Here is a 21,562-nt window from a genome sequence, read left to right as displayed (position 1 = left end):
GACGCGGAACAGGCCGCCCGACAGGCGATCGAGGCACGGCCCGACTCACCCGACCTGCGCCTCCAACTGGCCTACGTCCACGACGACAAGCACGACCACGAACAAGCCCTCACCGCTGTCGAGCAGGCCCTCACCATCAACCCACACCACGAATGGGCACTCGCCCAGCGCATCACCGAACTGCGCCGACTACGCCGCTTCGACGACGCGGAACAGGCCGCCCGACAGGCGATCGAGGCACGGCCCGACTCACCCGACCTGCGCCTCCAACTGGCCTACGTCCACGACGACAAGCACGACTATGAGCAGGCCCTGACGGCTGTCGAGCAGGCCCTCACCATCGACCCACACCACGAATGGGCACTCGCCTGGCGCATCACCGAACTGCGCCAACTACGCCGCTTCGACGACGCGGAACAGGCCGCCCGACAGGCAATGGAGGCACGGCCGGATTCACCCCAGCCGTACCTCGAACTCGCCCACCTGCACGACGACCGTTACGACCACCAACGAGCGCTCGAGGCGATCGAACAGGCCCTCACCATCAACCCAGACCACGAATGGGCGCGCATCTGGCACATCGTCGGACTACGGCGACTACGACGCCTGGACGAAGCCGAAGATGCCATCCGACTGGCAATCGAGAAAAGACCCGACTCACCTGACCTGTACCTCCAGCGGGGCCTCCTGCATGACAGTCGCTACGACTATGAGCAGGCCCTGACGGCTGTCGAGCGGGCCCTCACCATCGACCCACACCACGAAGCGGCCCTCGCCTGGCGCATCACCGAACTGCGCCAGCTCCGGCGCTTCGACGAGGCCGAGCAGGCCGTACGGCAGATGATTGAGACAATTCCCGGCTCATCCCGGCCGTACCTCGAACTCGGCTACCTGCACGACGAGCGGCACGACCACCGACGAGCGCTCGAGGCGTTCGAACGGGCCCGCTCCATCGACCCCGACCGCGAACAGGCACTCACCTGGCGCATCGTCGAACTACGGCGACTACGACGCCTTGACGAGGCCGAAGACGCCGCCCGGCAGGCGATCGAGACGCGGCCCGACTCACCCGACCCGCACCTTCAACTGGCCTACCTGCACGACGACCGGCACGACAGTGAACAAGCCCTCGTCGCTGTCGAGCAGGCCCTCACCATCGACCCACTGCATGAATGGGCCCTGGCCCAGCGCATCGTTCAACTGCGCCAGCTACGGCGCCTCGACCAGGCGGAGGAGGCAGCACGCCTGGCGATCGACGCGCGACCCGACTCGGTGGTCCTACGTCTGGAGTTGGCGAGGGTCGCCGAGGACCGTGGTGACCTCGAAGCTGCGCGTGCGGCCGTGCAGACCGCTCTCGACCTCGACCCGCGGGACGACTCGGCACAGGCGGCGTGGATCCGCGTGTTGCGGCTGTCGCGTGATCTCGCGGGTGCGCTGACGGCAGCCCAAAGGTCGGCGGTGGCACGTCCGGACAGCGTCGAGGTGCTCATCGAGCTGGGAAACGCACATGCTGACAAGTACGACGACCAGCGGGCTCTTGCCGCATTCGACAGCGCGTTCGCTATCGATCCCGGCCATGTTCAGGTCGTCGAGCGTCGGGTGGCGACGCTCCAGCGGCTCCAGCGACACGTCGACGCCGAGCGGTGCGCTCGGGCCGCGGTGGCACTGCGCCCAGAATCCGAGTCGTTGCACATCTGCCTGGGACAGATCTTCGAGGAGCGGCTGCAGGCGCGGGAGGCCCTCGCCTGTTATGAGGCCGCCGCGCGGTGCAACCCGCACAACCCTCGTGGTCTGGTGGGCAGGTCAGCGGCTCTGCGCACCTTGCACAGCTACGCAGAGGCGGACGGACTGATTTCGCCGCTGGCGCGTGAGAAGCCGCACCTACGCGCTCTGACGGAGGAGCTGGCGTGGATCCAGCACGACTCGGAACGGCTCGCTGAGGCGCGGGCGACCTTCACCCGGCTGGAGCGCGCGGCACTGTCGGACGGAGAACGGGCCGCGTCGGTCGCGGGACTCGGCTGGGTCGACTTCACCTGCGGCGACTACGTGTCAGCCGAAGACCACTTCCGTCGATCGGTCGAGCTGATGCCGCATGACCGCGAGTATCGGCTGGCCCGAGCCTGGGCGCTGGTCCGGCAGGACGAACGTCGCCAGTGGGAGGAGGCCGAGCAGCTCTGCCTCGCGGCGCTCGCCGAGCATCAGGATGCGGCAGTCCTTGTGTGCCTGGGCGTGATCGACTATCGGCTCGGCCGGTTGCCGGCTGCGGAATACCACCTGGGGAAGGCGCTGAAGGTCGACCCCTACAAGGGCAGCCATACCGACCTCGCGTCGCTGTACACACAGTTGGGCCGGTACGAGGAGGCCGAGGCACACCTGAACGTCGCGATCACGCAGGATCCGTACGCCACTTCCGCACAGGTCGAGCTGGGGCACCTGCGGCTGCTCACGGATCAGCCGCAGGAGGCCGTCCGCCTGTTTCGGGGCGTTCTGCGAGTGGACCCGTCGGTGCAGGTAGCGGCACTCGGATTGGCCGAGGCGTTTACCGCACTGGGCCGATCGCGTGAGGCGGAGGACGTGTTGCGAGAAGGGCTACGGACGGCCGCCGTACCGTGGCGGCTGCACCTGGCCCTGGCCCGGCTGCTGTTCCATCAGGCCGACGCGACGCAGAACGACGATGTCTTCGCCGAGGCGTACGCCGAAGCGGTTGAGGCGATCGCAGCCGCTCCTGCCGGCGAGGCCGACCCCTACTACGTTGCCGCGGTGTGTCAGGTACGGCTGGGTGGAACAGCGACGGTGGGTGCCCTGGGCGATGCTCCCGCCCGTCGCGTCGCACTGCGACACCTACGTCGCTGTCTGGGCGTCGAGCGCGAACATGTGGATGCGCAACGGCTGGTGCAGTTGCTCGAACGCGAGAGAGGAGCCGCCCGCACCGCGGCGCTCGGCACGGCCACCATCGCGACAGTGGCGTTGGGCCTGCTGGCGGTGATGTGGACCGCGTTCTTCGTGTCGGACCGCGTCACCACCGTCATGATCACCACCATCACGCCCGTCCTGGTCGGGCTCGTCGCCGTCGCCGTGCTCCTGCCGTCGCTCATCCGTCTGAAGCTGCCCGGCTTCGAAGCCGACCTCCAGGCAGGGTTGGGTCAGATCACTGCGGGTCCCACCGGCGAGGTGGTCATCCGACCGGGCAATCTCGCTATCAGCACGGGTCCGGTGGGCTACGCGCCGAACCAGCGACGATCGGAGGACCACCGTCGAAGGTGACGCGCTCACCCCGCGTCGTCGTCGCGGGAATCCGCTCCCTCGTCGTCGGTGTCGCTCGCCGGCGGGATGGGGAAGTTTCGGTTGAAGACGTTTGTCGGGTCGTAGGTGGCCTTGATGGCGCGCAGCCGGCTGAGGGTGGGCTCGGGCCAGGCGTCCGACAGTCGCGCCGGATCGGTGTCGCTCTCGAAGCTGAGGTACAGACCGTCCAGCTGCGGATACAGCTCGGCCCACAGCTCGTCGAGCTGGGCTCTGCGCTCCGGCACGGTAGCGGCGATCACGGAGAAGTTCTGCGTCCGGTGCGGGTAGGCGGTCGCGTCGGCGGCGACGTCGTTGACGGCCGCGCCGACGGATCGGAACTGCATGATCATCACCTGACCGGACGCCATCATCGTCGCCGCGAGATCCGCCGCCTGCGGCGTGATGTGGTGCAAGAGTCCGCTGCGGGTGTCGTTGAGGCCCTGACCCCGATGCTTGTTTCCGGACGGTGCGACGATCGCCGGATAGGGCACCAACTGCGCCTGCGTGTCGAGAATCGGGCCGATCTCCAGGAACGGGCTCAGGGCAGACTGGGCCGCCTCGACGTCGTCACCGGCGTACACCAGGGTGACCTGGGCCACCGGCGGGTTACCCCGTCGACCCGGGAAGAGGGACAGGAAGCTGGTCAGATCCCGCGGTGCGTCCTCGACGAGTTGGCCCCAGCGGTGCAGCAGGGGCGCGGTGTCTGTCGCGTCCACGACGAGGTGGGCGTAGACCACCTTGTCGACCTCGTACGCGTCCAACTCGATAGCGGTGACGACGCCGAAGTTGCCGCCGGCGCCACGAACGGCCCAGAACAGGTCGGGATGGTGCTCGGCGTCGACGCGGAGCAGGCGGCCATCGGCGGTCACGATCTCGACGGCGACGACGTGGTCGACGGTCAGGCCGTGCTTGCGCGCCAGGTACCCGATGCCGGCGGTGGTGGCGAGGCCACCGACGCCCACATCACCGTAGTCGCCCGCGCTCATCGCGAGGCCGTACGGGGCGAGGGCCTGGGCCACCTGCCCCCACCGGGCGCCCGGCTCCAACCGGATCCGGCGGGTCGCCCGGTCGAGCACCTCGACCCTGTTCATCCTCGACATGTCGATGACGATTCCGCCGTCGTTCGTCGACCGGCCGCTGATGCCGTGCCCGCCACTGCGCACGGACAGGGGGACGTCCTGGGTCCGCGCGTACGACACGGCAGCGGCCACCTCGGCGGCGGTCTGCGGGCGGATCACCAGGGCCGGCGCCCCCGGCCAGCTGTAGCTGTGCCGCACATCCTCGTACTCCCGGTCGCCGGGTTGGACGGCCCGGGCGGCGAGCGACGCCGGCAGCGCCGCGCGGTCCGGACCGGGGCGAGCGTCGGGCCGGGCGGCGAGCGCACCGGTCGGTCCGGTGTCCGAGCCGCTCGTCGCGCGCTCCTTGGCCACCGCCTCCCGCAGCGCCGGGGCGATCTCCTGCCCGAGGGTCTGGATCAGTCGCGGGTCGTCACGGCCGACCAGGAAGGTGCTGAACCCCTCCTCCACGACAAGCGGGAGGAGTTGCTCGACCCACTGTCGCGGTGGGCCCTGCAGGAAGCCACGACTGCGCGACGAGACGTCGACGGTGAACAGGTTGAGCAGCCGGCGGATCTGCCGTGGGTCGCGTCCTGCCGCGACCGCCGCCTCGTCGATCAGCCGGTTGGCCGTCACCCGGTCCGGGGAGCGCAGGTACTCGAGCGTCGGCAACCAGCCATTCGCCTGCTGACCTGTCAATGCCAGCATCTTCGGCTGGTAGGCGCCGAGCCAGATGTCGATGTCGTGTGCCGGCGCGGGACCGCGCCGCATGCCGGGGACCGGGTAGTAGGTCCCGTCGTGGCGCAGCGGGCCGGGTGCGGTCTCGTCCCACACCCCGCGCAGGACGTCGATCGCTTCGCGCAGCGCCTCGACGCCCTGCCCGGCCGTCAGCCGGCGGGCACCCATGCCCTCGACACCGTCCCAGAACGCGCCAGCACCGAGGCCCAGCTCGAACCGGCCGTGGGACAGCCGGTCCAGGCTCGCCGCAGCCCTGGCCAGAACGGCCGGCGGGCGCAGCGGGAGGCTGAGGACGTTTCCCGAGATCCGCAACCGTTCGGTACGCGCGGCGACCCAGCTCAGCAGGGTCCAGGTGTCGAGGTAGTCGGAGTTGTAGGGGTGGTCCTGGAAGGTGGTCAGGTCCAGGCCGGCCGCCTCGGTCAGCTCGGCGAGCCGCACCACGTGATCCGGGTCCTGTGCGCTGGGCGTCAGGAACGTCCCGAACTGGATCTCGTGACCGTAATCAGCCATGACGTCAACATCTCCGTAGTCGTAGTGCCAACATACGATCTGTCAAACAGATCGTATGCTCCACAACTCGATTGTTCACCCACGCATTCCGGGGCGGCGCGGGCCGGCCGCGGGTTGACTGGCTTCGCATGCTGGAACCAGCAGCCCGACTTGCCGAGCCCGGGAGATGAGCCATGCGAAAGCCGGTCAAGACCGCGACCCTCCTCTTCGGGCTCGGCGTCGGTGTGTGCGTCGGGCCGTCTCTCGGTCCGGCCGCACTGTGGTCCGGAGTCGCGGTCGCCGCGCTCGGGGTCGGCCTCTCCCTGCTCGGCACGAGCGAGGCCGATCTGGTGGAAGCCGACCTGGTCGACCGCGTCGCCGCGAACGACGACACCGCGGTCGAGCGGCTGCGAGAGCTTTACCAACGACCCACGCTCAGCGGTTTGGGTCCTCGGGTCGAACAGATCCTCAGACTCGCCGAGGGGCAGGCCAAGGAGCACCGCGCCGAAGTGCAGCTCGAATGCGAGCAGATGCTGGCCGCCGCCCGACAGGAGGCGGAGACGATAGTGAGTCAGGCCCGCGACCGGGCCGCCGGGATCACCGGCAACACGCGGGAGCACGAATCCGGACCGAGCGCCTGAGGTCCCTCCCGTACCGCAGCGGTACGCGGTCAGGCCGTACGGTGGGGTGATGGTGCAGCGTGACGGGGGGAGGCCGGCGATGCGCTACCACCTGCTCGGGCCGGTCGAGGTGTGGTCTCCCGCGGGGGAACGGCTGGCCCTCGGCACGCCGATGCAGGTGCGGCTGTTGGCCGTGCTGCTGGTCGTCCGCTTCCGCCCCGGCCTGACGCACCGGGCGCCCTCCGGGCGAGTGTCGACAACGGCCTGACACCCGGGTCGGCGCCGAGGCTGAGGCCTCACCGCTGACCCGGCCCCCGCCCGCCGCGGTCTCCGACACGGCCAGGTCAGCGCCCGCGACCGTAGCACCGGCGCTGGCCCCGGCGTCCCGAGCGACTCCCTCCGGCGAGGGAGCACCTCCCCTGTCGGCGGGGTTCGCCCGCGCCGGGACAGCGGAAGGATCGGACGCATGGCGACATCAATCGCTCGCAGGACGGGCCACTGCCTGACGTACGCGGTGCTCGGCTGGGCCGTGGCGTACGGGGGTGTGCGTCTGGCGTGGACCGTCGGCGGGAACCCGGAGTTCCGGCAGTTCGGGTCGGACCTGCTGGGGTTCACCGGCTGGTGGTCGGTGGCGTTGTGTCTGACCGCGGCCGCCCTGGCGGTTGCGCTGGACCGGATGCCGACATGGCGGCCGGTGCTCGCGGGGGTCGCCTGGGCGGTCACCGGGGCGCTGGTCGCCGCCGCCGCGATCCTGCTGCCGGAGCTTGTGGGTTTCCTGCTGTTCACGGTCGGCCCGCACTTCGAGCCGACGGCGTTCGCCAGCCGGCTGGGGTGCGTGACCGGAGCGGCTCTGCTCGCCCTGGCCACCGCCGGCTACCAGCGGCGCACCCGGGGCGACTGCCCGGACTGCTGCCGGACCATCCGACCCGGTCACCGACGCGTGGTCCCCGCACGGTGGGCGCGCTGGGCCGCGTACGTCGCGGTGGCCGGCCTCGTCGTGCGCTTCGCGGCCCAGGCCGCGGTGGGGCTCGGCAGCCTCGCCCAGGACGCCGCCGTGATCGGGCTGGAGGTCGGCCTGCTGCTGGCGGGGGTGCTGTTGCCGCTGGCGCTCGTGCACGGCTGGGGTGAGGTCTGGCCGGGCTGGGTGCCGCTGCTCGCCGGCCGCCCGGTCCCCCGCCTGCTGTTGCTGGTGCCCGGTTTCGGGCTCGGGGTGGGCATCGTGGCGTACTTCGGCATGGGGCTGGCGCAGTTGCTGTCCGGCTCGGTGAGCGAGTTCTCCGACGCGTTCCTCTGGGTGGCGATGTCGGCGTACTCCCTGCTGGGGCTCGGTCTGCTCGCGGCGTCAAGCGACTACCACCTGCGTACCCGCACCGCGTGTGCGGCCTGCGGACGGTGACGGGAGCCCCAGCCGGGCGCTGGGGCTCCCGCTTCTGCCGGGTGTCCGTGCCGGTCAGTGCGAGTGCCGGGGTACGGCGCTGCCGCTGCCGCCGACGAGAAAGTCGAGGTCCGCGCCCTGGTCGGCCTGGAGCACGTGCTCGCTGTACAGGCGTGCCCAGCCCCGGTCGGCGGTCGGCGGTGCCGGTTGCCAGTCGGCGCGGCGCCTGGTGAGTGTCGCCTCGTCGACCAGGAGGTCCAGGCGTCGCGTCGGGACGTCGACCCGGATCAGGTCGCCGGTGCGCACAAGCGCGAGTGGGCCACCCACTGCGGCTTCCGGGGCGACGTGCAGGACGCAGGTGCCGTACCCGGTGCCGCTCATCCGGGCGTCGGAGATCCGCACCATGTCCGTGATGCCGGCAGCCAGCAGCCGTCGTGGCATGGGCACGTTGCCCACCTCCGGGAAGCCGGGATAGCCGCGTGGACCGGCGTTGCGGACCACGATCACCGTGTCCGGGGTGACGTCGAGGTCCGGGTCGTCGGCGGCGACGACGTAGTCCTCGATCCGGTCGAAGACGAGCGCCGGCCCGGTGTGCCGGAGCAGGTCCGCGGAGGCGGCGGAGACCTTCAGCACGGCACCGGACGGCGCGAGCGACCCGCGGAGCACCACGGTGCCCGAGCCGGCGGGCTGGAACGGCTCCGCCATGGTGCCGATGACCTCACGGTTCCAGCACTGCACGCCGCTGATGTTGTCGGCGACGCTCTGGCCGCTGACAGTGACGTGGTCCAGGTGGAGCAGGGCGGCGATCTCGTTCATCACCGCCGGAACGCCCCCGGCGTAGGCGAAGTCCTCCATCAGGTATGCCCCGGACGGCATCAGGTTGACAAGCATGGGCACGTCGGCGGTGAGGGTGTCGAAGTCCTCGAGGGACAGCGGCACGCCGAGGCGTCCGGCGATCGCCAGCAGGTGCACGACGGCGTTCGTGGAACCGCCGATCGCGGCGTTGACCCGGATGGCATTCTCGAACGCCTCGCGCGTCAGCACGGTGGACAGCCGCTGGTCCTGCCCGACCATCGCGACGATCCGACGGCCGGCGGCCTGGGCGAGCGCGTACCTGCGGGAGTCGACAGCGGGCACGGCGGCGGCACCCGGCAGTTGCACGCCCAGCGCCTCGGTCACGCAGGCCATCGTGGAAGCGGTGCCCATGGTCATGCAGTGGCCCCGGCTGCGGGACATGCCGACCTCCGCCTCCGCGCAGTCGGCCGCTGTCATCCGGCCGGCGCGCTGCTCCTCGGTGAAGCGCCAGACGACGGTGCCCGAGCCGATGTCCTGGCCCCGGAACTTGCCGTTGAGCATCGGACCACCGGTGATCATCAGAGTGGGCAGGTCGACGCTCGCCGCGCCCATCAGCAGGCCGGGGGTGGTCTTGTCACAGCCGGACAGCAGCACCACCCCGTCGAGCGGGTTGGCGCGGACCGACTCCTCCAACTCCATGGCCAGCAGGTTGCGGTAGAGCATCGTCGTGGGCCGCATCAGGGGCTCACCCAGGCTCATGGCGGGGAACTCCAGCGGCAGGCCGCCGCTCTCCCACACGCCCCGCTTCACCGACTCGGCCAGGTCCCGCAGATGGGCGTTGCAGGGGGTCAGCTCCGACCAGGTGGTGGCGATGCCGATCACCGGGCGACCGTCGAAGACGTCGTCGGCGAAACCCTGGTTGCGCATCCAGGACCGGTGGATGAACCCGTTGCGGCCCTCCGCACCGAACCACTGCCCGCTGCGCAGCGGACGATCCGTCGTCGACATCAGCACACCTCTCCGTCATCCGTGCGGCCGCGTGAGTACGCGGCGATCAAGGGGTGGTACCTACCGGAGGCCGCCGACGGACAACCCGCCGCGCCAGTGTCGTTGCAGGCTGAAGAACGCGATGATCAGTGGGATCACGGACACCAGCGAGCCCAGGATGATCAGGCTCCACAGCGAGGTGCCGCCCGAGTTGTTCGCCGACGCGATGCCCTGCCAGAGGCCGAGGCCGACGGTCACCGGGAAGAGCCGGTTGTCGGAGAGCATGGCCAACGGCAGGAAGTAGTTGTTCCAGGACGCCACCGCGGACAGCAGCAGCACGGTGACCACCGCGGGGCGCATCATCGGCAGGGCGATCTGGACGAAGGTGCGCAGCTCGCCAGCGCCGTCGACCCGGGCCGCGTCCAGCAGTTCGTCGGGCACGGCGTCGCGGGCGTACACGTGCATCAGGTAGACACCGAACGGGTTGAGCAGCGACGGGAGGATCACCGCCCAGACCGTGTTGGTCAGGCCCAGCCGGGCGAACATGATGAAGGTCGGGATGACCAGGGCGGTGGCGGGCACCATCAGCGCGCCGAGCACGACGGCGAAGCTGAAGCGCCGGGCGGCGAACCGGTACTTGGCGAAGCCGTAGCCGGCCATCACCGACAGCACCGTGGCGCCGACTCCGCCGGCTATCGCGTAGAGCGTGGAGTTGAGGATCCACCGCAGGTAGATGCCACCGTCGTAGGTGAAGAGCTGCCGGAGGTTACCGACGTAGTCGATCTGGTCGGAGAACCACAGGGTGTTGCCTCCGCCGAACAGTCCCGGTGCGTCCTTGGAACTGTTGACGATGACCCACCAGAACGGTACGAGGAAGTAGATCACCATGAAGCCGAGGAGGATCTGCAGCGGTAGATAGCGTTGCGGTCGGCGGGGCCCGGCGCTGACGCTTGTGCGGTTGGCCATCAGAGGAAGCTCCTCCGCTTGCGGGTGAGGAACAGGAACGCGTACACGCAGATGAACACGACGCCGCCGAGGGCGAACGAGATCGCCGACCCGTAGTTGAAGTTGGCGAGAGCGAACGCCTGCTGGTACGCGTACATGTTGGGGGTGAAGTCCGTCCCGATCGTGCCGGCGGCGAGATACCGCAGAATCTGCGGTTCGTTGAAGAACTGCAGGGTGCCGATGAGCGCGAAGACCAGGATGAGGATCAGCGCTGGTGCGATCAGCGGGATCTTGATCCGCGACGCGATCTGCCACCGCCCGGCGCCGTCCATCCGGGCGGCCTCGTAGAGCGTCGGGTCGACGCCCTGCAACGCCGCGTACAGGATGATCATGTAATAGCCGACCCACTGCCAGGTGACGACATTGAGCAGGCCATAGAAGATCAGGTTGCTGCTCAGGAAGTCGGGTGCGGTGGCCCCGAACATCCCGAAGATGTCGGTGAGCGGGCCGAACCCCTTGCTGTAGAGGAATCCCCACATCACCGCCCCGATGACTGTCGGAATCGCGTAGGGCAGGAAGATCATGAGGCGGGAGAAGCGCGCGAACACTGACGTCACCGCGTCCAGGATGAGCGCCATCGCCAACGCGATGGCGATCTGCACCGGGATGGCGACGAGCGAGAACCGGATGACGAACCACACCCCGGACAGGAAGCTCGGGTCGGTGAACGCCTTCACGTAGTTGTCGAAGAGGACGAAGCTCGTGCCGCCGATCAGCTTCTTCTGAAAGAGACTGAGATACAGCGCGTACCCCAGCGGCGCGATGAGGAACGCCAGGAAGACAGCCGCGAACGGCCCGACGAAGAACCATCCCATCAGGTGTTCGCGGAGGTGCACCTTGCCACGGATCTTGCGCGTCCCGGTGCGGGTACGCGGTGTGCGCTGCTCGGTCAGGAGTGTCATCTTTGCTCTCCGGGACGTGGACGCTGCGGGGTCGTGGGTGGGCCGGCCGTCGAGCGGCGGCACGGCCCACCCATTCGGTCACTGAACGGTGAAGCCCTGTTCCTTGGCGTACTTCGCCACGTCGTCCTGGAGTTTGTCGGCGGCCTGCGACCCGCTGACGGAGCCCTTGATGATCTCGCTGACCTGCTTGGTCATGGCGTCGAGGTAGTACTGACCGAAGGGGGCGTAGGCGACACCCTTGTAGGCTTCGGCGGCGGGCAGGTAGACCTCCTTGTTCGCCTGCTGGCCGTCGAAGAACGCCACCTTCAGGTCGACGAACGCCGGGTCCTTGAGTGCGGTGAGGTTCAGCGGGAAGATGATCTGGTTGGTCCAGCCGTCGGTGAGTGACTCCTTGTCGGCGTAGAGCCCGTAGGCGACCTTCGCCGCCAACTCCGGCTTCTTGGCCTGCTTGGTCACCGAGAACGCCGACCCGCCCCAGTTGACCTGCACCGGATTGTTCGCATCCCACTGCGGCAGCGGCGCCACCGCGAACTTGCCGGTGTCCTGTCCCTTACCGACGCCCGCGCCGGTGAGGTAGCCGGGCGCCCAGGCCGCCGAGATGTACGTCGCGTAGTTGCCGTTGATCACGCCGGAGATGTACTCCGGGGTGAACTGGTCCTGCGTACCGACAAGGCCCTTCTTGGCGAGGCCACCCCAGTAGTCGAGCACGTCCTTGGACGCCTGGTCGTTGAGCTTCACGCCGATCGACTTCGGCTGCGCCGGATCGAGGGTGAACGGCGAGGCGCCCTTCTGGATCTGCAGCGCCATCAGCACCGCCGGGACGTTCGCGCCGAGGTCCCCGAAGAGCGGGCCACCGGCGTCCTTCACCTTCTGCGCGGCCTGCTCGTACTCGGCCCAGGTCTTCGGAGGGGTGATCTTGTACTTGTCGAAGATGTCCTTGCGGTAGATCATGCCCATCGGGCCACCGTCGACCGGGACGCCGTAGACCGCGTCGCCCACCGACACGTCCTTCCAGGCGCCCTCGCCGTAGTTGGCCTTGACCGCGTCGTAGCCGTACTTCTTGATGTCGACGAGCGCGCCCTGGATCTGGAACGTCGGGATCCGGTCCGCCTCGACCATGATCACGTCGGGTGCGCCGGTGCCCGCCGAGATGGCCGTCTGGAACTTGTCGTACTCGTCACCGCCCTGCCCGACGTTGGTCCAGCAGACCTGCACGTCGTCGTGCAGCTTGTTGAAGTTGTCGACGACGAGCTGCGTGTTGGGGTACCAGCCCCACATCGTCACGACCGGCGCGTCCTTCTTGGTGATGGTGTTCGTGCAGTTGCTCGCGTCGCTTCCCCCCTCGTCGGAGGAACAGCCGACGAGCCCGGCCCCGGCCGCGAGCATGGTTACCGTGGCGAGTATTCGTTTCGTCTTCATTGACGTGCTTCCCTTCGGGGATCGCGGTGCGACAGTTTCCTGCTCGGCGGGCACTACCGGGGCAGGAAGTCCTGCCCCGGTAGCGCCGCCGTGGTCGTGCTCCTAGCGCTTGAACAGGCGCGGCGCCAGGTCGATGAGGTTCTTCTGCCACACGTCCCAGCCATGCGGCCCGGGGGTCACCCCGTCGAACTCGTAGCGGATGCCGAGGCTGTCGAGCGTGGCCAGGGACGCCATGAAGCTCGGGTAGACGAAGTCGGTCTGGTCACCGACGTACAGGCGCAGCATCTTCGTGCCGTTGTTGATCGCCTCGACGTCGACGCCGGTGCCGCTGCCGAAGCCGGCGGACAGCGCCGCGACGTAGGCGAACTCGCCCGGGTAGGCCCGCAGCACCCCCAGCGCCTGCCCGCCACCCATGGACAGGCCGGCGATCGCCTGTTGGGACGACTCGGTGGAGATGTGGTAGCGGGCGCGGGCCGTCGGCACGATGTTCTCCAACAGTTCCCGGTTGAAGTTCGACGAGTTGCCGTTGCCCATCACGACGACCATCGGGGTGAGGTCACCGTCGAGGAACTGGTGGTCGAGGATCTGCTTGGCGCGTCCCATCTCGACCCAGTCCGTGTAGTTCTGGCCCCCGCCGTGCTGGAGGTAGAGGACCGGGTACGGCTCGGCCCGGCCCGGGTCGTACCCGGGCGGAGTCCACACCAGCGCCGTGCGGTCCTGGCCGGCCACCGTGCTGGCATAGGTCATGCTCTCGACCTTCCCGCCCTGGCCGGCGGGGACGTCCGTCAGCAGGCGGGCAGCCGGACCGGGGATGAGGAAGGTGCTCCAGGTCGGTTCGGTGGTCACAGTCGTCGGGTTCGAGGTGTCCTTGACCGCGACCCGGTCCACGATCAGCCGGTAGTAGTAGAACCAGGGCTTCAGCGGGCCCACTGTCGCCCGCCACCGGTCACCGTCGCGGTTCAGCGGCACGCGCAGCCAACTGCCGCCCGGCGCGATGTTCGCCCACACAGTGACGTGCTGGGCGTCCGTGAAGTCCGGGCCGGTCTCGAACGTGACGAACCCGTCCTCGGTGACGAAGGGCGTCGGGGTGGTGCCGACCGGCGGCGGTGCGAACTCCCCCGTCAGCGGCCGGTGCCCCGCGCTCGGGCCGCTGCCCGACACGTGCTGGAACAGCCGCGGCGCGAAGTCGACGAGATTCTCCTGCCAGGTGGTCCAGTTCGCGCCGCCGTCCGGGTTGACCCCGTCGAACTCGAACCTGACGTCGGCCCGGTCGAACGCCTTCATCAGTCGATAGGTGGGGTTGTACGCCGGATCGGTCTTGTTCCCCGTGTAGAGGCGCAACACCCGCACTGTGCGGTTGACCGTCTTGGCGTCCTTCCGATCGACCTGCGGGACCGACTGGCCGGAGAACCAGCCGACGTAGCCGAACTGACCCGGCTTGGCCAGCGCGGCCCGGACCGCCGTCGTCGCGCCGTCGGAGACACCCGCGATCGCCTGGTGCGCCGGGTCGCGCAGCACCCGGTAGCTGTCGGCGACCGCCTTTCCGAGATCCTTCAACTCCCGGCCGTCCGCGCCGTTGGCGTCGTTGATCACGACCACCATCGGTTTCATGGCACCGGCGGCCGAGAGGTTGTCGAGGATCTGCTTGGACCGGCCGAGGTCGAGCCAGTCGGTAGCTGCCTGGGTGGCACCCGACTGCAGGTAGAGCACCGGATAGGCCTTCGGGCCCTGGGCCGCGTACCCCGGTGGGGTCCACACCAGGGCCGACCGCTGCCCGCTCCTGGTGCGGTAGGTCAGGGTCCCGACCGTGCCGCCGGTGCCCGCCGGTGCGTCTGCCAGCCACCGCGCCGAGTCACCCGGAACGAGGAAGGTACTCAGGAGCGGACTGGACGCCACAGTGGTGCTGTTCGTCGGATCCTTGATGTGCTTGGTGTCGTCGGCGGTGAGCTGGTAGTGGTAGAGCCCCGGCTTGAGCGGGCCGAGGATGCCCGACCAGACGTCGCCGCGCCGGGTCAACCCGAACTCCGCCCAGGCCGCCGAGGGGCCGATGTTGCCCTCGACGACCACCTGCGACACCGTGCCCAACTGCTCCTGGACGTACGCGGCCGGAACGGTGAACGAGGCGTAGCGATCCGGGGAGACCGTCAGCCAGGGTGTTTCCGCCGCAGCCGCGGGCTGCGGCGTGAACAGCACGGCCGCGGCCGCGATGACTCCGGCGGTGAGCACCGCCGACAGCCGGCGCACGCCCGATCGGCGTAGGCGCCGGTGATACGTTGCGGTTGTCACGCTCCACTCCTTTCCTGCGCCGGCGACGGATGCGACCCGCCGGGCCGGCTCAACTCATCGGTGGATCTCGCCGTGGGTCTACCTGCACACCTCCCTCGCGGTCCACCACGGGCGTGGGTCACCCTCGTGCCGTGCTTCGTGGTGGCGCGCTCGAGCCGCGGACGACGAGGCTGGTCGGGAGCACTACCTGGCGCGGCCCCTCCCACTCGTCGGTCACCAGCGACTTCAACATGCGCGCGGCCTCGTAGCCGAGCTGGTACATCGACTGATCCACAGTGGTCAGCCCCGGCTCGGTCAGGGCTGACTCCGGGATGTTGTCGAACCCGACGACCGACAGGTCGCCGGGGACCGAGAGCCCCAGCTCCGCGGCGACCTCCAACACCTTGAGGGCCATCCCGTCGCTCGCCGCGAAGATCGCCGTGGGTGGGTCGGTCCGTCGCAACAGCGCACGCGCCAACGGTGTCGCCGACTCGGGGTTGAAGTCCCCTTCGCCGATCAACGTCGGGTCGACCGGGATGTCGGCGCTCGTCAGCGCCGCGCGGTAGCCCTCCTCCCGCGACCACGCCGACGCCAGGCTGGAGCGGCCCGCGATGAACCCGATCCGCCGGTGACCCAGGCTCAGCAGGTGCTCGACCGCCGTGGTGGCGCCGGCGAGGTTGTCGGCGGTCACCGAGGGCGCCGTCGAGCCGCGCACCGGGTCGATGGCCACGATCGGGGTCCGGCTCTGCACCTCACCCCAGGGGGTGACGACGATGCACCCGTCGGTGAGGGTGCCGGACAGCCGGGCGATGTGCCGCTTCTCCCAGCCCTCCGAATAGGACCCGTAGAGGTCACTGTTGGCATAGATGATCAGGTCGAAGCCGGAGCGGCTCAGCGCCTTCATCGCTCCCTTGAGCACCTCGGCCGTGTACGACTGGAAGCTGTGCGTCACCAGGCCCAGGACGTTCGTGCGGCTGCGCCGCAGACTGGTGGCCACCAGGCTCGACTCGTAGCCGAGCTGCTCGATTGCCGAACGGACCTGAGCGATAGTGCGGGCACTGACGCCGTAATGCCCGTTGACCACCCGCGAGACGGTGGCTGTCGAAACGCCGGCAACCCGCGCGACATCACTCATTGTGGCCGGCGCATTGACCTCAATCATGCCGCTTCCTCTGGACTGCAATCGTTATCGGTTACGTTTCCAGGGTGTTGCCAACGTAACCGACAGGGGTTACGAGCACAAGACCTCCGCGCTCCTTACCCGAGCGCTGGCACACCGTCCTACCAGGACTCGGACCAGGCCATGACGACGCGCCGGGGCCGGTCACAGAAATGCTGACAGAGGTCACTCTCGGTGGCTGGCGGGGAGTGTGGTTCCGCAGTTCCCCAGCCCGGCGAGAACGGCGCGCCAGGGCCGCGAGATTCCATTTCGCGGGGCCGCACGGAATGCGGACAGCGGAACAATCCGGCCCGGTTAGGCGCGGCGGTCAAACGTCGCCGGACTCCGGCTCGACAGTGGTCGCCCGGGTCGCCGAACATTTACCGCTTGGCGCTGTTCCCTACCGTAAACGTTCTCGGTAACGTTTACATTGATCGAGAACGTAGCCCACCGCCACCGCGATGTCCAGACCTCACACGGACCCCACCACCCCCGGTTCCGCGCCGCGGCAGCGATCCCGGCGTCGGGACCTCGCACGAAGGGAGCCCGTCCTGAACCCCCACCTCGACACGGCGTCGGCGTACCTGGCCGGCACCGGATGTCCACTCCCCCACCACCCCGAGCCGCTGCCGGACCGGCCGGTCGGAACCACCCCGCCGGGCACCCGGGAGGCATCGTGAACACCGCCCGGTTGAGCCTGGACCCCCGTCGGCGCGTGGCGCCGGTGCCGCGTCGGCTCTTCGGCTCGTTCGTGGAGCACCTGGGTCGCGCCGTCTACACCGGCATCTACGAGCCGGGCCACCCAACGGCCGACGCCGACGGCTTCCGGGGCGACGTCCTGGCGCTCGTGCGGGAGCTGGGCGTGACCACGATCCGCTACCCGGGTGGCAACTTCGTCTCCTCCTACCGGTGGGAGGACGGCGTCGGGCCGGTCGACAAGCGACCGGCCCGGCTCGACCTCGCCTGGCACAGCCTGGAGACCAACGCGTTCGGTCTCGACGAGTTCATGCGCTGGCTCGGCAAGGCCGAGGTCGAACCGATCATGGCGGTCAACCTGGGCACCCGCGGCACCGCCGAGGCGGTCGACCTACTCGAGTACGCCAATCACCGCGGTGGCAGCCACCTCGCCGACCAGCGGCGCGCAAACGGCGCGGCCGACCCGTACGGCATCCGGCTCTGGTGTCTGGGCAACGAGATGGACGGCCCGTGGCAGGTGGGCCAGCGCAGCGCCACCGAGTACGGGCGCCTCGCCGCGCAGACCGCGAAGGCCATGCGCCGCTTCGATCCCGATCTCGAACTCGTCGCCTGCGGCTCGTCACACCTGGGCATGCCCACGTTCGGCAGCTGGGAACGCGACGTGCTCACCGAGGCGTACGACGACGTGGACCTGATCTCCCTGCACGCCTACTACCAACCGGTCGACGACGACCTACCCAGTTTCCTCGCCTCCGCCGAGGACATGGACAGGTACATCGACGCCGTCACCGCGATCGCCGACTCGGTCGGGGCGATCCGCCGGTCCACCAAGAAAATCATGATCGCGTTCGACGAGTGGAACGTCTGGTACCAGTCCGCCACCCCGTCCACCCCGCCGAGCGGTGACGACTGGCCGGTAGCGCCCCGGCTGTTGGAGGACCACTACAGCGTGGCGGACGCCGTCGTGGTCGGTGGCCTGCTGATCAGCCTGCTCCGGCACAGCGACCGGGTGACGGCGGCCTGCCAGGCCCAGCTGGTGAACGTCATCGCGCCGATCATGACCGAACCCGACGGCCCGGCGTGGCGGCAGACCATCTTCCACCCCTTCGCCCGCACCGCCCGGCACGCCCGGGGCGCGGTGCTCGACGTGCTCCGCCACGGCAGTACGACGAGCACCGACCGCTTCGGTGCGGTGGCGGCGGTGGACGCGGTATCCACCTGGGACGACAGCACCGGTGAGATGGCTGTGTTCCTCGTCAATCGCGTCACCGACACCCCGGCCGAGGTGACTGTCGACGTCAGCGGCGCCCAGCTGACCGGGATCATCGAGTGCGTCACGCTCGGCGGCACCGACCTGGCCGCGAAGAACACCGCCGACGGCCCGGACCACGCCGCCCCGCGCCCCAACGACACCGCGCGGCAGGCCGACGCCACCGTCCGGCTGACGCTGCCGCCCGCGTCCTGGACCATGCTGCGGATGCGGGCCACGGAAGCTACAGCGTGACCTGCTGAGCCGGAGCGCCCCGGCCGCCACCCCTGTCAGCAGGGGTGGCGGCCGGGCTTTTCCCCACCGCACCGGGGAGGATGTCGAGCCCGGTGCTACCGGGCGTCGACCGGTGCGCTCGACGAAGCGTTTAAGAGCTTGTCACCCCGGTAGTGGGCGACCACCGGAGCGTTCAGTCCACCGTGGACGGTTTTCGTGAGCCGGGCCACGCCGTTGTGCACCGGGGCCGACCCGAGCAGGGTGTCACCCGCGTAGAAGTCGACCCGGCCGGCCGGGTCCGTGGTGCTGGCGCTGACGGCGTCGACAGTCGCGGTGGCGGTGACCCTGCTGCGGTGCGCGGCGCCCACCGGGGCGACGGTGACGTCGAGACCGGTAGTGGTGGCGCGGAACGTCAGGGTCCGCAGGTAGTGGTCGAGCAGCGGGCGCCAGACGTGCCAGGTGTGCACGCCCGGCACGTTGAACTCGTCGAGTTCGACCCCGGCGGCCCGCAGGGCGGCCGCGTTGCGCTGGGAGTTCTCGGCGATGTTGCCCAACCGGTCCTGGAGCCCGGTGCCGATCATGATGCCGCCGGCCACCGCCTTCATGCTGTCGAGCTGCGCCGGGGTGGCGGCCGGGCCACCCGCACTCCAGGCCGCGTGGTAGCCGAACAGATCGGTGTGGTCGTACATCAGGGTGTACGCCCGACTGCCACCGGCGGAGAAGCCGGCGAAGGCGCGGTCCTGCGGGCGGGTGGAGACGTGATAGTTCTGCTCGACGAACGGGAAGATGTTGTTCCGCAGCTCGTTCACGTAGCCCTCGTTGCCGCCGGGCAGGCCGTTGAAGTCGGTGGACACGATCACCATCGGCTGCACCGCCCGGTCGGCTATCGCGTTCTCCAGGATCAGGTGGGCCACCCCCTGCATCGTCCAGGCGGTCGAGTGGTCACCACTGCCGTGACTGAGGTAGAGGGTCGGGTACGGCGTGGCCCGGTGGGGGTCGTAGCCGTGCGGCAGGTAGACGACGATGTCGTGCACCCCGGCCGGGTTCGTCGACAGCGGCGAGGCGTACCGCCGGGACTCCAGCCGCCCGGTCCTGGCCACCGGCGCCTGGTAGCCGGTGTCGTACGTCGGGAACTTCCGGCTGGCCGGGACGTAGATCGTGCTGCGTACCGCGCCGGGCGCGCCCGGGTACTGCGGCTGGATCTGCCACCTGTTCGCCGGGTCGTCGTGCAGCGTGCAGCCGGTGGCCAGGTCGTTGGCGCAGTCGTGGGTGAACGCGTAGCGGAACGTGCCCGCGGGCAGCGGGGTGGTGATGGTCCACACCCCGTCCGGGCCCTTGCTCATCGGCAGGATGTGCCACGGGGTGGCCGCGACGTCGCCGGGCTGCCACTGGGCGGGTGGCCGGGCGTCGCCGCAGTCCTGGCAGGAGATGGTCTCCGGCCGGGAGTAGAACCAGTCGCCGTAGATGTGGACCTGTTCGACGTCCTCGGGTGCCCGGTACCGGAAGGTGACCTCGTACCCGGTCGGGGGTGTGTCGGTGCGGGTGACGGTCGGCCCCAGCCGCGCGGGTGGCGCGGCCGACGCCGCCGGGGCGACGGCGGTGGTGGCCGCGACGGCGACGGCGGTGAGCAGGGCGAGCAGCAGCCGACGCCGTGACGGCGGCGGCAGGGGACGGGGGACTGCGACGGGCATGTTCCTACTCCCTCTTCGGCGTGTGGCCGGCCGCGGTGCGCGGCCGACCGACGTTTCGACGGGCGTGGTGAACGGATACCGGCGCGGCTATGCCACCGCTGACTCCAACCTCCCGTCGACTCGCCGGGGAATGGCGGTATAGCCGTCCTGTAGTTCCTCGGGAAGGATCCAGACCGGGGCGTCCTGCCAGGCAAGCGGACGCAGGAAGCGCCGGATCGAGGTGGCGCCGACGGAGGTGTGCACGGTGTTGGTCGACGGCCAGGGGCCGCCGTGGTGCTGGGCCCACGACACCCGGACGCCGGTGGGATAACCGTCGAAGACGATCCGACCCGACCGGTCGGCGAACAGGTCGACAAGCCGGCGTACCACAGCCGCGTCGTCGCTCGGCGCACTGTGGATCGAGCCGGTCAGCGACGGTGGGACGGTCGCCAGCGCCGCGTCGAGCGCGGCGACGTCGTCGTAGCGCACCACGACCAGGAGCGGGCCGAAGCACTCGTCGGCGATCTCGGCGGTGAGGCCCGCCAGCTCAACCTCCAGGAGCGTCGGCGCGACCTGGAAACCCACCTCGGCGTCGATCCGGGGTCGGGCCGAGACGCGAGCGCCGGCCTGCTCGAACGCCGTCGCCTGCTGCTCGTACGCGGCCCGGATGCGGTCGTTGAGCAGTATCGCACCGCCGGTGGCCGAGACCTTCTCCCGCAGCGCGTCGACAATCCGCGCACCGCTCGGATCCGCCGGGATGAACGCCAGCCCGGGCTTGGTGCACAGCTGACCGCCCGAGCTGGTGAAGGAGGCGAAGAGCCCTTCGGCGATCTGCTCGCCCCGGTCGGCGGCCGCGCCGGGCAGCACGACGATCGGGTTCACGCTGCTCAGTTCGGCGTAGAGGGGAATGGGATCCGGGCGTTCGTCGATTGCCGCCTGGATGGCACGGGCGGCGCCGACGGAGCCGGTGAGCGCGGCCGCGCGGATCGTGGGGTGGCGCACCAGGGAGCGGCCGGCCGGCTCGCCGTACACGGTAGCGATCACACCGTCGGGCCCGCCCCGCTCGCGGACGGCCGCCGCGATGGCCTCGGCCGAGGCGTGCGAGGTCAACGGGTGCGACGGGTGGGCCTTCAGGACCGTGGGGCAGCCGGCGGCGAGCGCGGCGGCGGTGTCCCCGCCCGCGACCGAGAAGGCGAACGGGAAGTTGCTGGCACCGAAGACGGCCACCGGTCCCAGGGGTACGAGCATCCGCCGCAGGTCCGGGCCGCGGCCCAGCGGGGTGTCGGCGGCGTGGTCGATGGCTGCTTCGAGGTAGCCCCCGTCGCGCAGCACGTCACCGAACATCCGGAACTGGATCGCCGCCCGGGTGAGTTCCTGGTCGAGCCGGGCGTGGCTCAGACCGGTCTCCGCCTCCGCCGCCGCGATCAGCTCGACCCGACGGGCCTCCAGGGACGCGGCGATCGCGTCGAGCAGGTCCGCCCGGCCGAGTCTGCCCAGGCCGGACAGCCACTGCCCCGCCTGGGGCGCCTGGCTGGTGATCGCCTCCAGCCCAGCCTCGTCGGTCTCGCTGAGCTCCGTCGTGCGGGTTCGGCCGTCGCGCGGGTCGACAGTGCTGACCATGT

General features: G+C 69.8%; 14 protein-coding genes. 5 read left to right on the top strand and 9 right to left on the bottom strand.

Annotation, left to right across the window (positions count from 1 at the left end):
- A partial coding sequence (locus tag AB0B86_RS10910) for a tetratricopeptide repeat protein (RefSeq protein WP_357417462.1) occupies positions 1 to 3,264 on the top strand: 3,264 nt, incomplete at its 5' end.
- Between the two features lie 5 nt (positions 3,265 to 3,269).
- On the opposite strand, the gene AB0B86_RS10905 is transcribed toward AB0B86_RS10910, so the two are convergent.
- Positions 3,270 to 5,585, bottom strand: coding sequence for an LLM class flavin-dependent oxidoreductase (locus tag AB0B86_RS10905; protein ID WP_357417460.1), 2,316 nt, complete (start codon positions 5,583 to 5,585; stop codon positions 3,270 to 3,272).
- Positions 5,586 to 5,758: 173 nt separating this feature from the next.
- Between AB0B86_RS10905 and AB0B86_RS10900 the strand changes: the two genes are divergently transcribed.
- The 3 genes from AB0B86_RS10900 to AB0B86_RS10890 all read left to right on the top strand — a co-directional run bounded on the left by AB0B86_RS10900 (position 5,759) and on the right by AB0B86_RS10890 (position 7,580).
- On the top strand, positions 5,759 to 6,205 hold the full coding sequence (locus AB0B86_RS10900; RefSeq protein WP_357417458.1) for a hypothetical protein: 447 nt from the start codon (positions 5,759 to 5,761) through the stop codon (positions 6,203 to 6,205).
- 49 nt (positions 6,206 to 6,254) lie between these two features.
- Positions 6,255 to 6,452, top strand: a complete 198-nt coding sequence (locus AB0B86_RS10895; protein WP_357401993.1) for a hypothetical protein — start codon at positions 6,255 to 6,257, stop codon at positions 6,450 to 6,452.
- Between the two features lie 198 nt (positions 6,453 to 6,650).
- Entirely contained in the window at positions 6,651 to 7,580 is a 930-nt protein-coding gene (locus AB0B86_RS10890) for a hypothetical protein (RefSeq protein ID WP_357417455.1), read from the top strand.
- Positions 7,581 to 7,634: 54 nt separating this feature from the next.
- On the opposite strand, the gene AB0B86_RS10885 is transcribed toward AB0B86_RS10890, so the two are convergent.
- From AB0B86_RS10885 to AB0B86_RS10860, 6 genes are all read right to left on the bottom strand, one after another.
- A complete protein-coding gene (locus tag AB0B86_RS10885; RefSeq protein WP_357417453.1) occupies positions 7,635 to 9,362 on the bottom strand; it encodes an IlvD/Edd family dehydratase in 1,728 nt (575 codons plus the stop codon).
- Between the two features lie 60 nt (positions 9,363 to 9,422).
- On the bottom strand, positions 9,423 to 10,307 hold the full coding sequence (locus tag AB0B86_RS10880) for a carbohydrate ABC transporter permease (protein ID WP_357401999.1): 885 nt from the start codon (positions 10,305 to 10,307) through the stop codon (positions 9,423 to 9,425).
- Positions 10,307 to 11,248, bottom strand: a complete 942-nt coding sequence (locus AB0B86_RS10875) for a sugar ABC transporter permease (RefSeq protein ID WP_357417451.1) — start codon at positions 11,246 to 11,248, stop codon at positions 10,307 to 10,309. The genes AB0B86_RS10880 and AB0B86_RS10875 overlap by 1 nt, the downstream gene beginning before the upstream one ends.
- 78 nt (positions 11,249 to 11,326) lie before the next feature.
- Positions 11,327 to 12,667, bottom strand: coding sequence for an extracellular solute-binding protein (locus AB0B86_RS10870; protein WP_357417448.1), 1,341 nt, complete (start codon positions 12,665 to 12,667; stop codon positions 11,327 to 11,329).
- A 102-nt stretch (positions 12,668 to 12,769) separates the two neighbouring features.
- The gene (locus AB0B86_RS10865) at positions 12,770 to 14,953 is read right to left on the bottom strand and encodes an alpha/beta hydrolase-fold protein (RefSeq protein ID WP_357417446.1); all 2,184 of its coding nucleotides are present in this window, start codon (positions 14,951 to 14,953) and stop codon (positions 12,770 to 12,772) included.
- A gap of 118 nt (positions 14,954 to 15,071) precedes the next feature.
- The gene (locus tag AB0B86_RS10860; protein ID WP_357402007.1) at positions 15,072 to 16,094 is read right to left on the bottom strand and encodes a LacI family DNA-binding transcriptional regulator; all 1,023 of its coding nucleotides are present in this window, start codon (positions 16,092 to 16,094) and stop codon (positions 15,072 to 15,074) included.
- Between the two features lie 673 nt (positions 16,095 to 16,767).
- Here AB0B86_RS10860 and AB0B86_RS10855 point away from each other — a divergent pair.
- Positions 16,768 to 18,291: an alpha-N-arabinofuranosidase gene (locus AB0B86_RS10855; RefSeq protein ID WP_357417443.1), complete on the top strand. Its 1,524-nt coding sequence runs from the start codon at positions 16,768 to 16,770 to the stop codon at positions 18,289 to 18,291.
- 95 nt (positions 18,292 to 18,386) lie between these two features.
- Here AB0B86_RS10855 and AB0B86_RS10850 read toward each other — a convergent pair whose 3' ends face one another.
- Positions 18,387 to 19,961 carry an alpha/beta hydrolase-fold protein gene (locus tag AB0B86_RS10850; RefSeq protein ID WP_357417441.1) on the bottom strand — a complete coding sequence of 525 codons (1,575 nt, stop codon included), beginning with the start codon at positions 19,959 to 19,961 and terminating at the stop codon, positions 18,387 to 18,389.
- An 87-nt stretch (positions 19,962 to 20,048) separates the two neighbouring features.
- The gene (locus tag AB0B86_RS10845; RefSeq protein ID WP_357417610.1) at positions 20,049 to 21,560 is read right to left on the bottom strand and encodes an aldehyde dehydrogenase family protein; all 1,512 of its coding nucleotides are present in this window, start codon (positions 21,558 to 21,560) and stop codon (positions 20,049 to 20,051) included.
- Between the last annotated feature and the right edge of the window lie 2 nt (positions 21,561 to 21,562).

It is taken from the genome of Micromonospora sp. NPDC049047 (assembly GCF_040649135.1).
Classification (GTDB): domain Bacteria; phylum Actinomycetota; class Actinomycetes; order Mycobacteriales; family Micromonosporaceae; genus Micromonospora.
The sequence above is the reverse complement of the archived record's forward strand: the minus strand, read 5'-3'. Positions and strand labels throughout refer to the sequence as shown.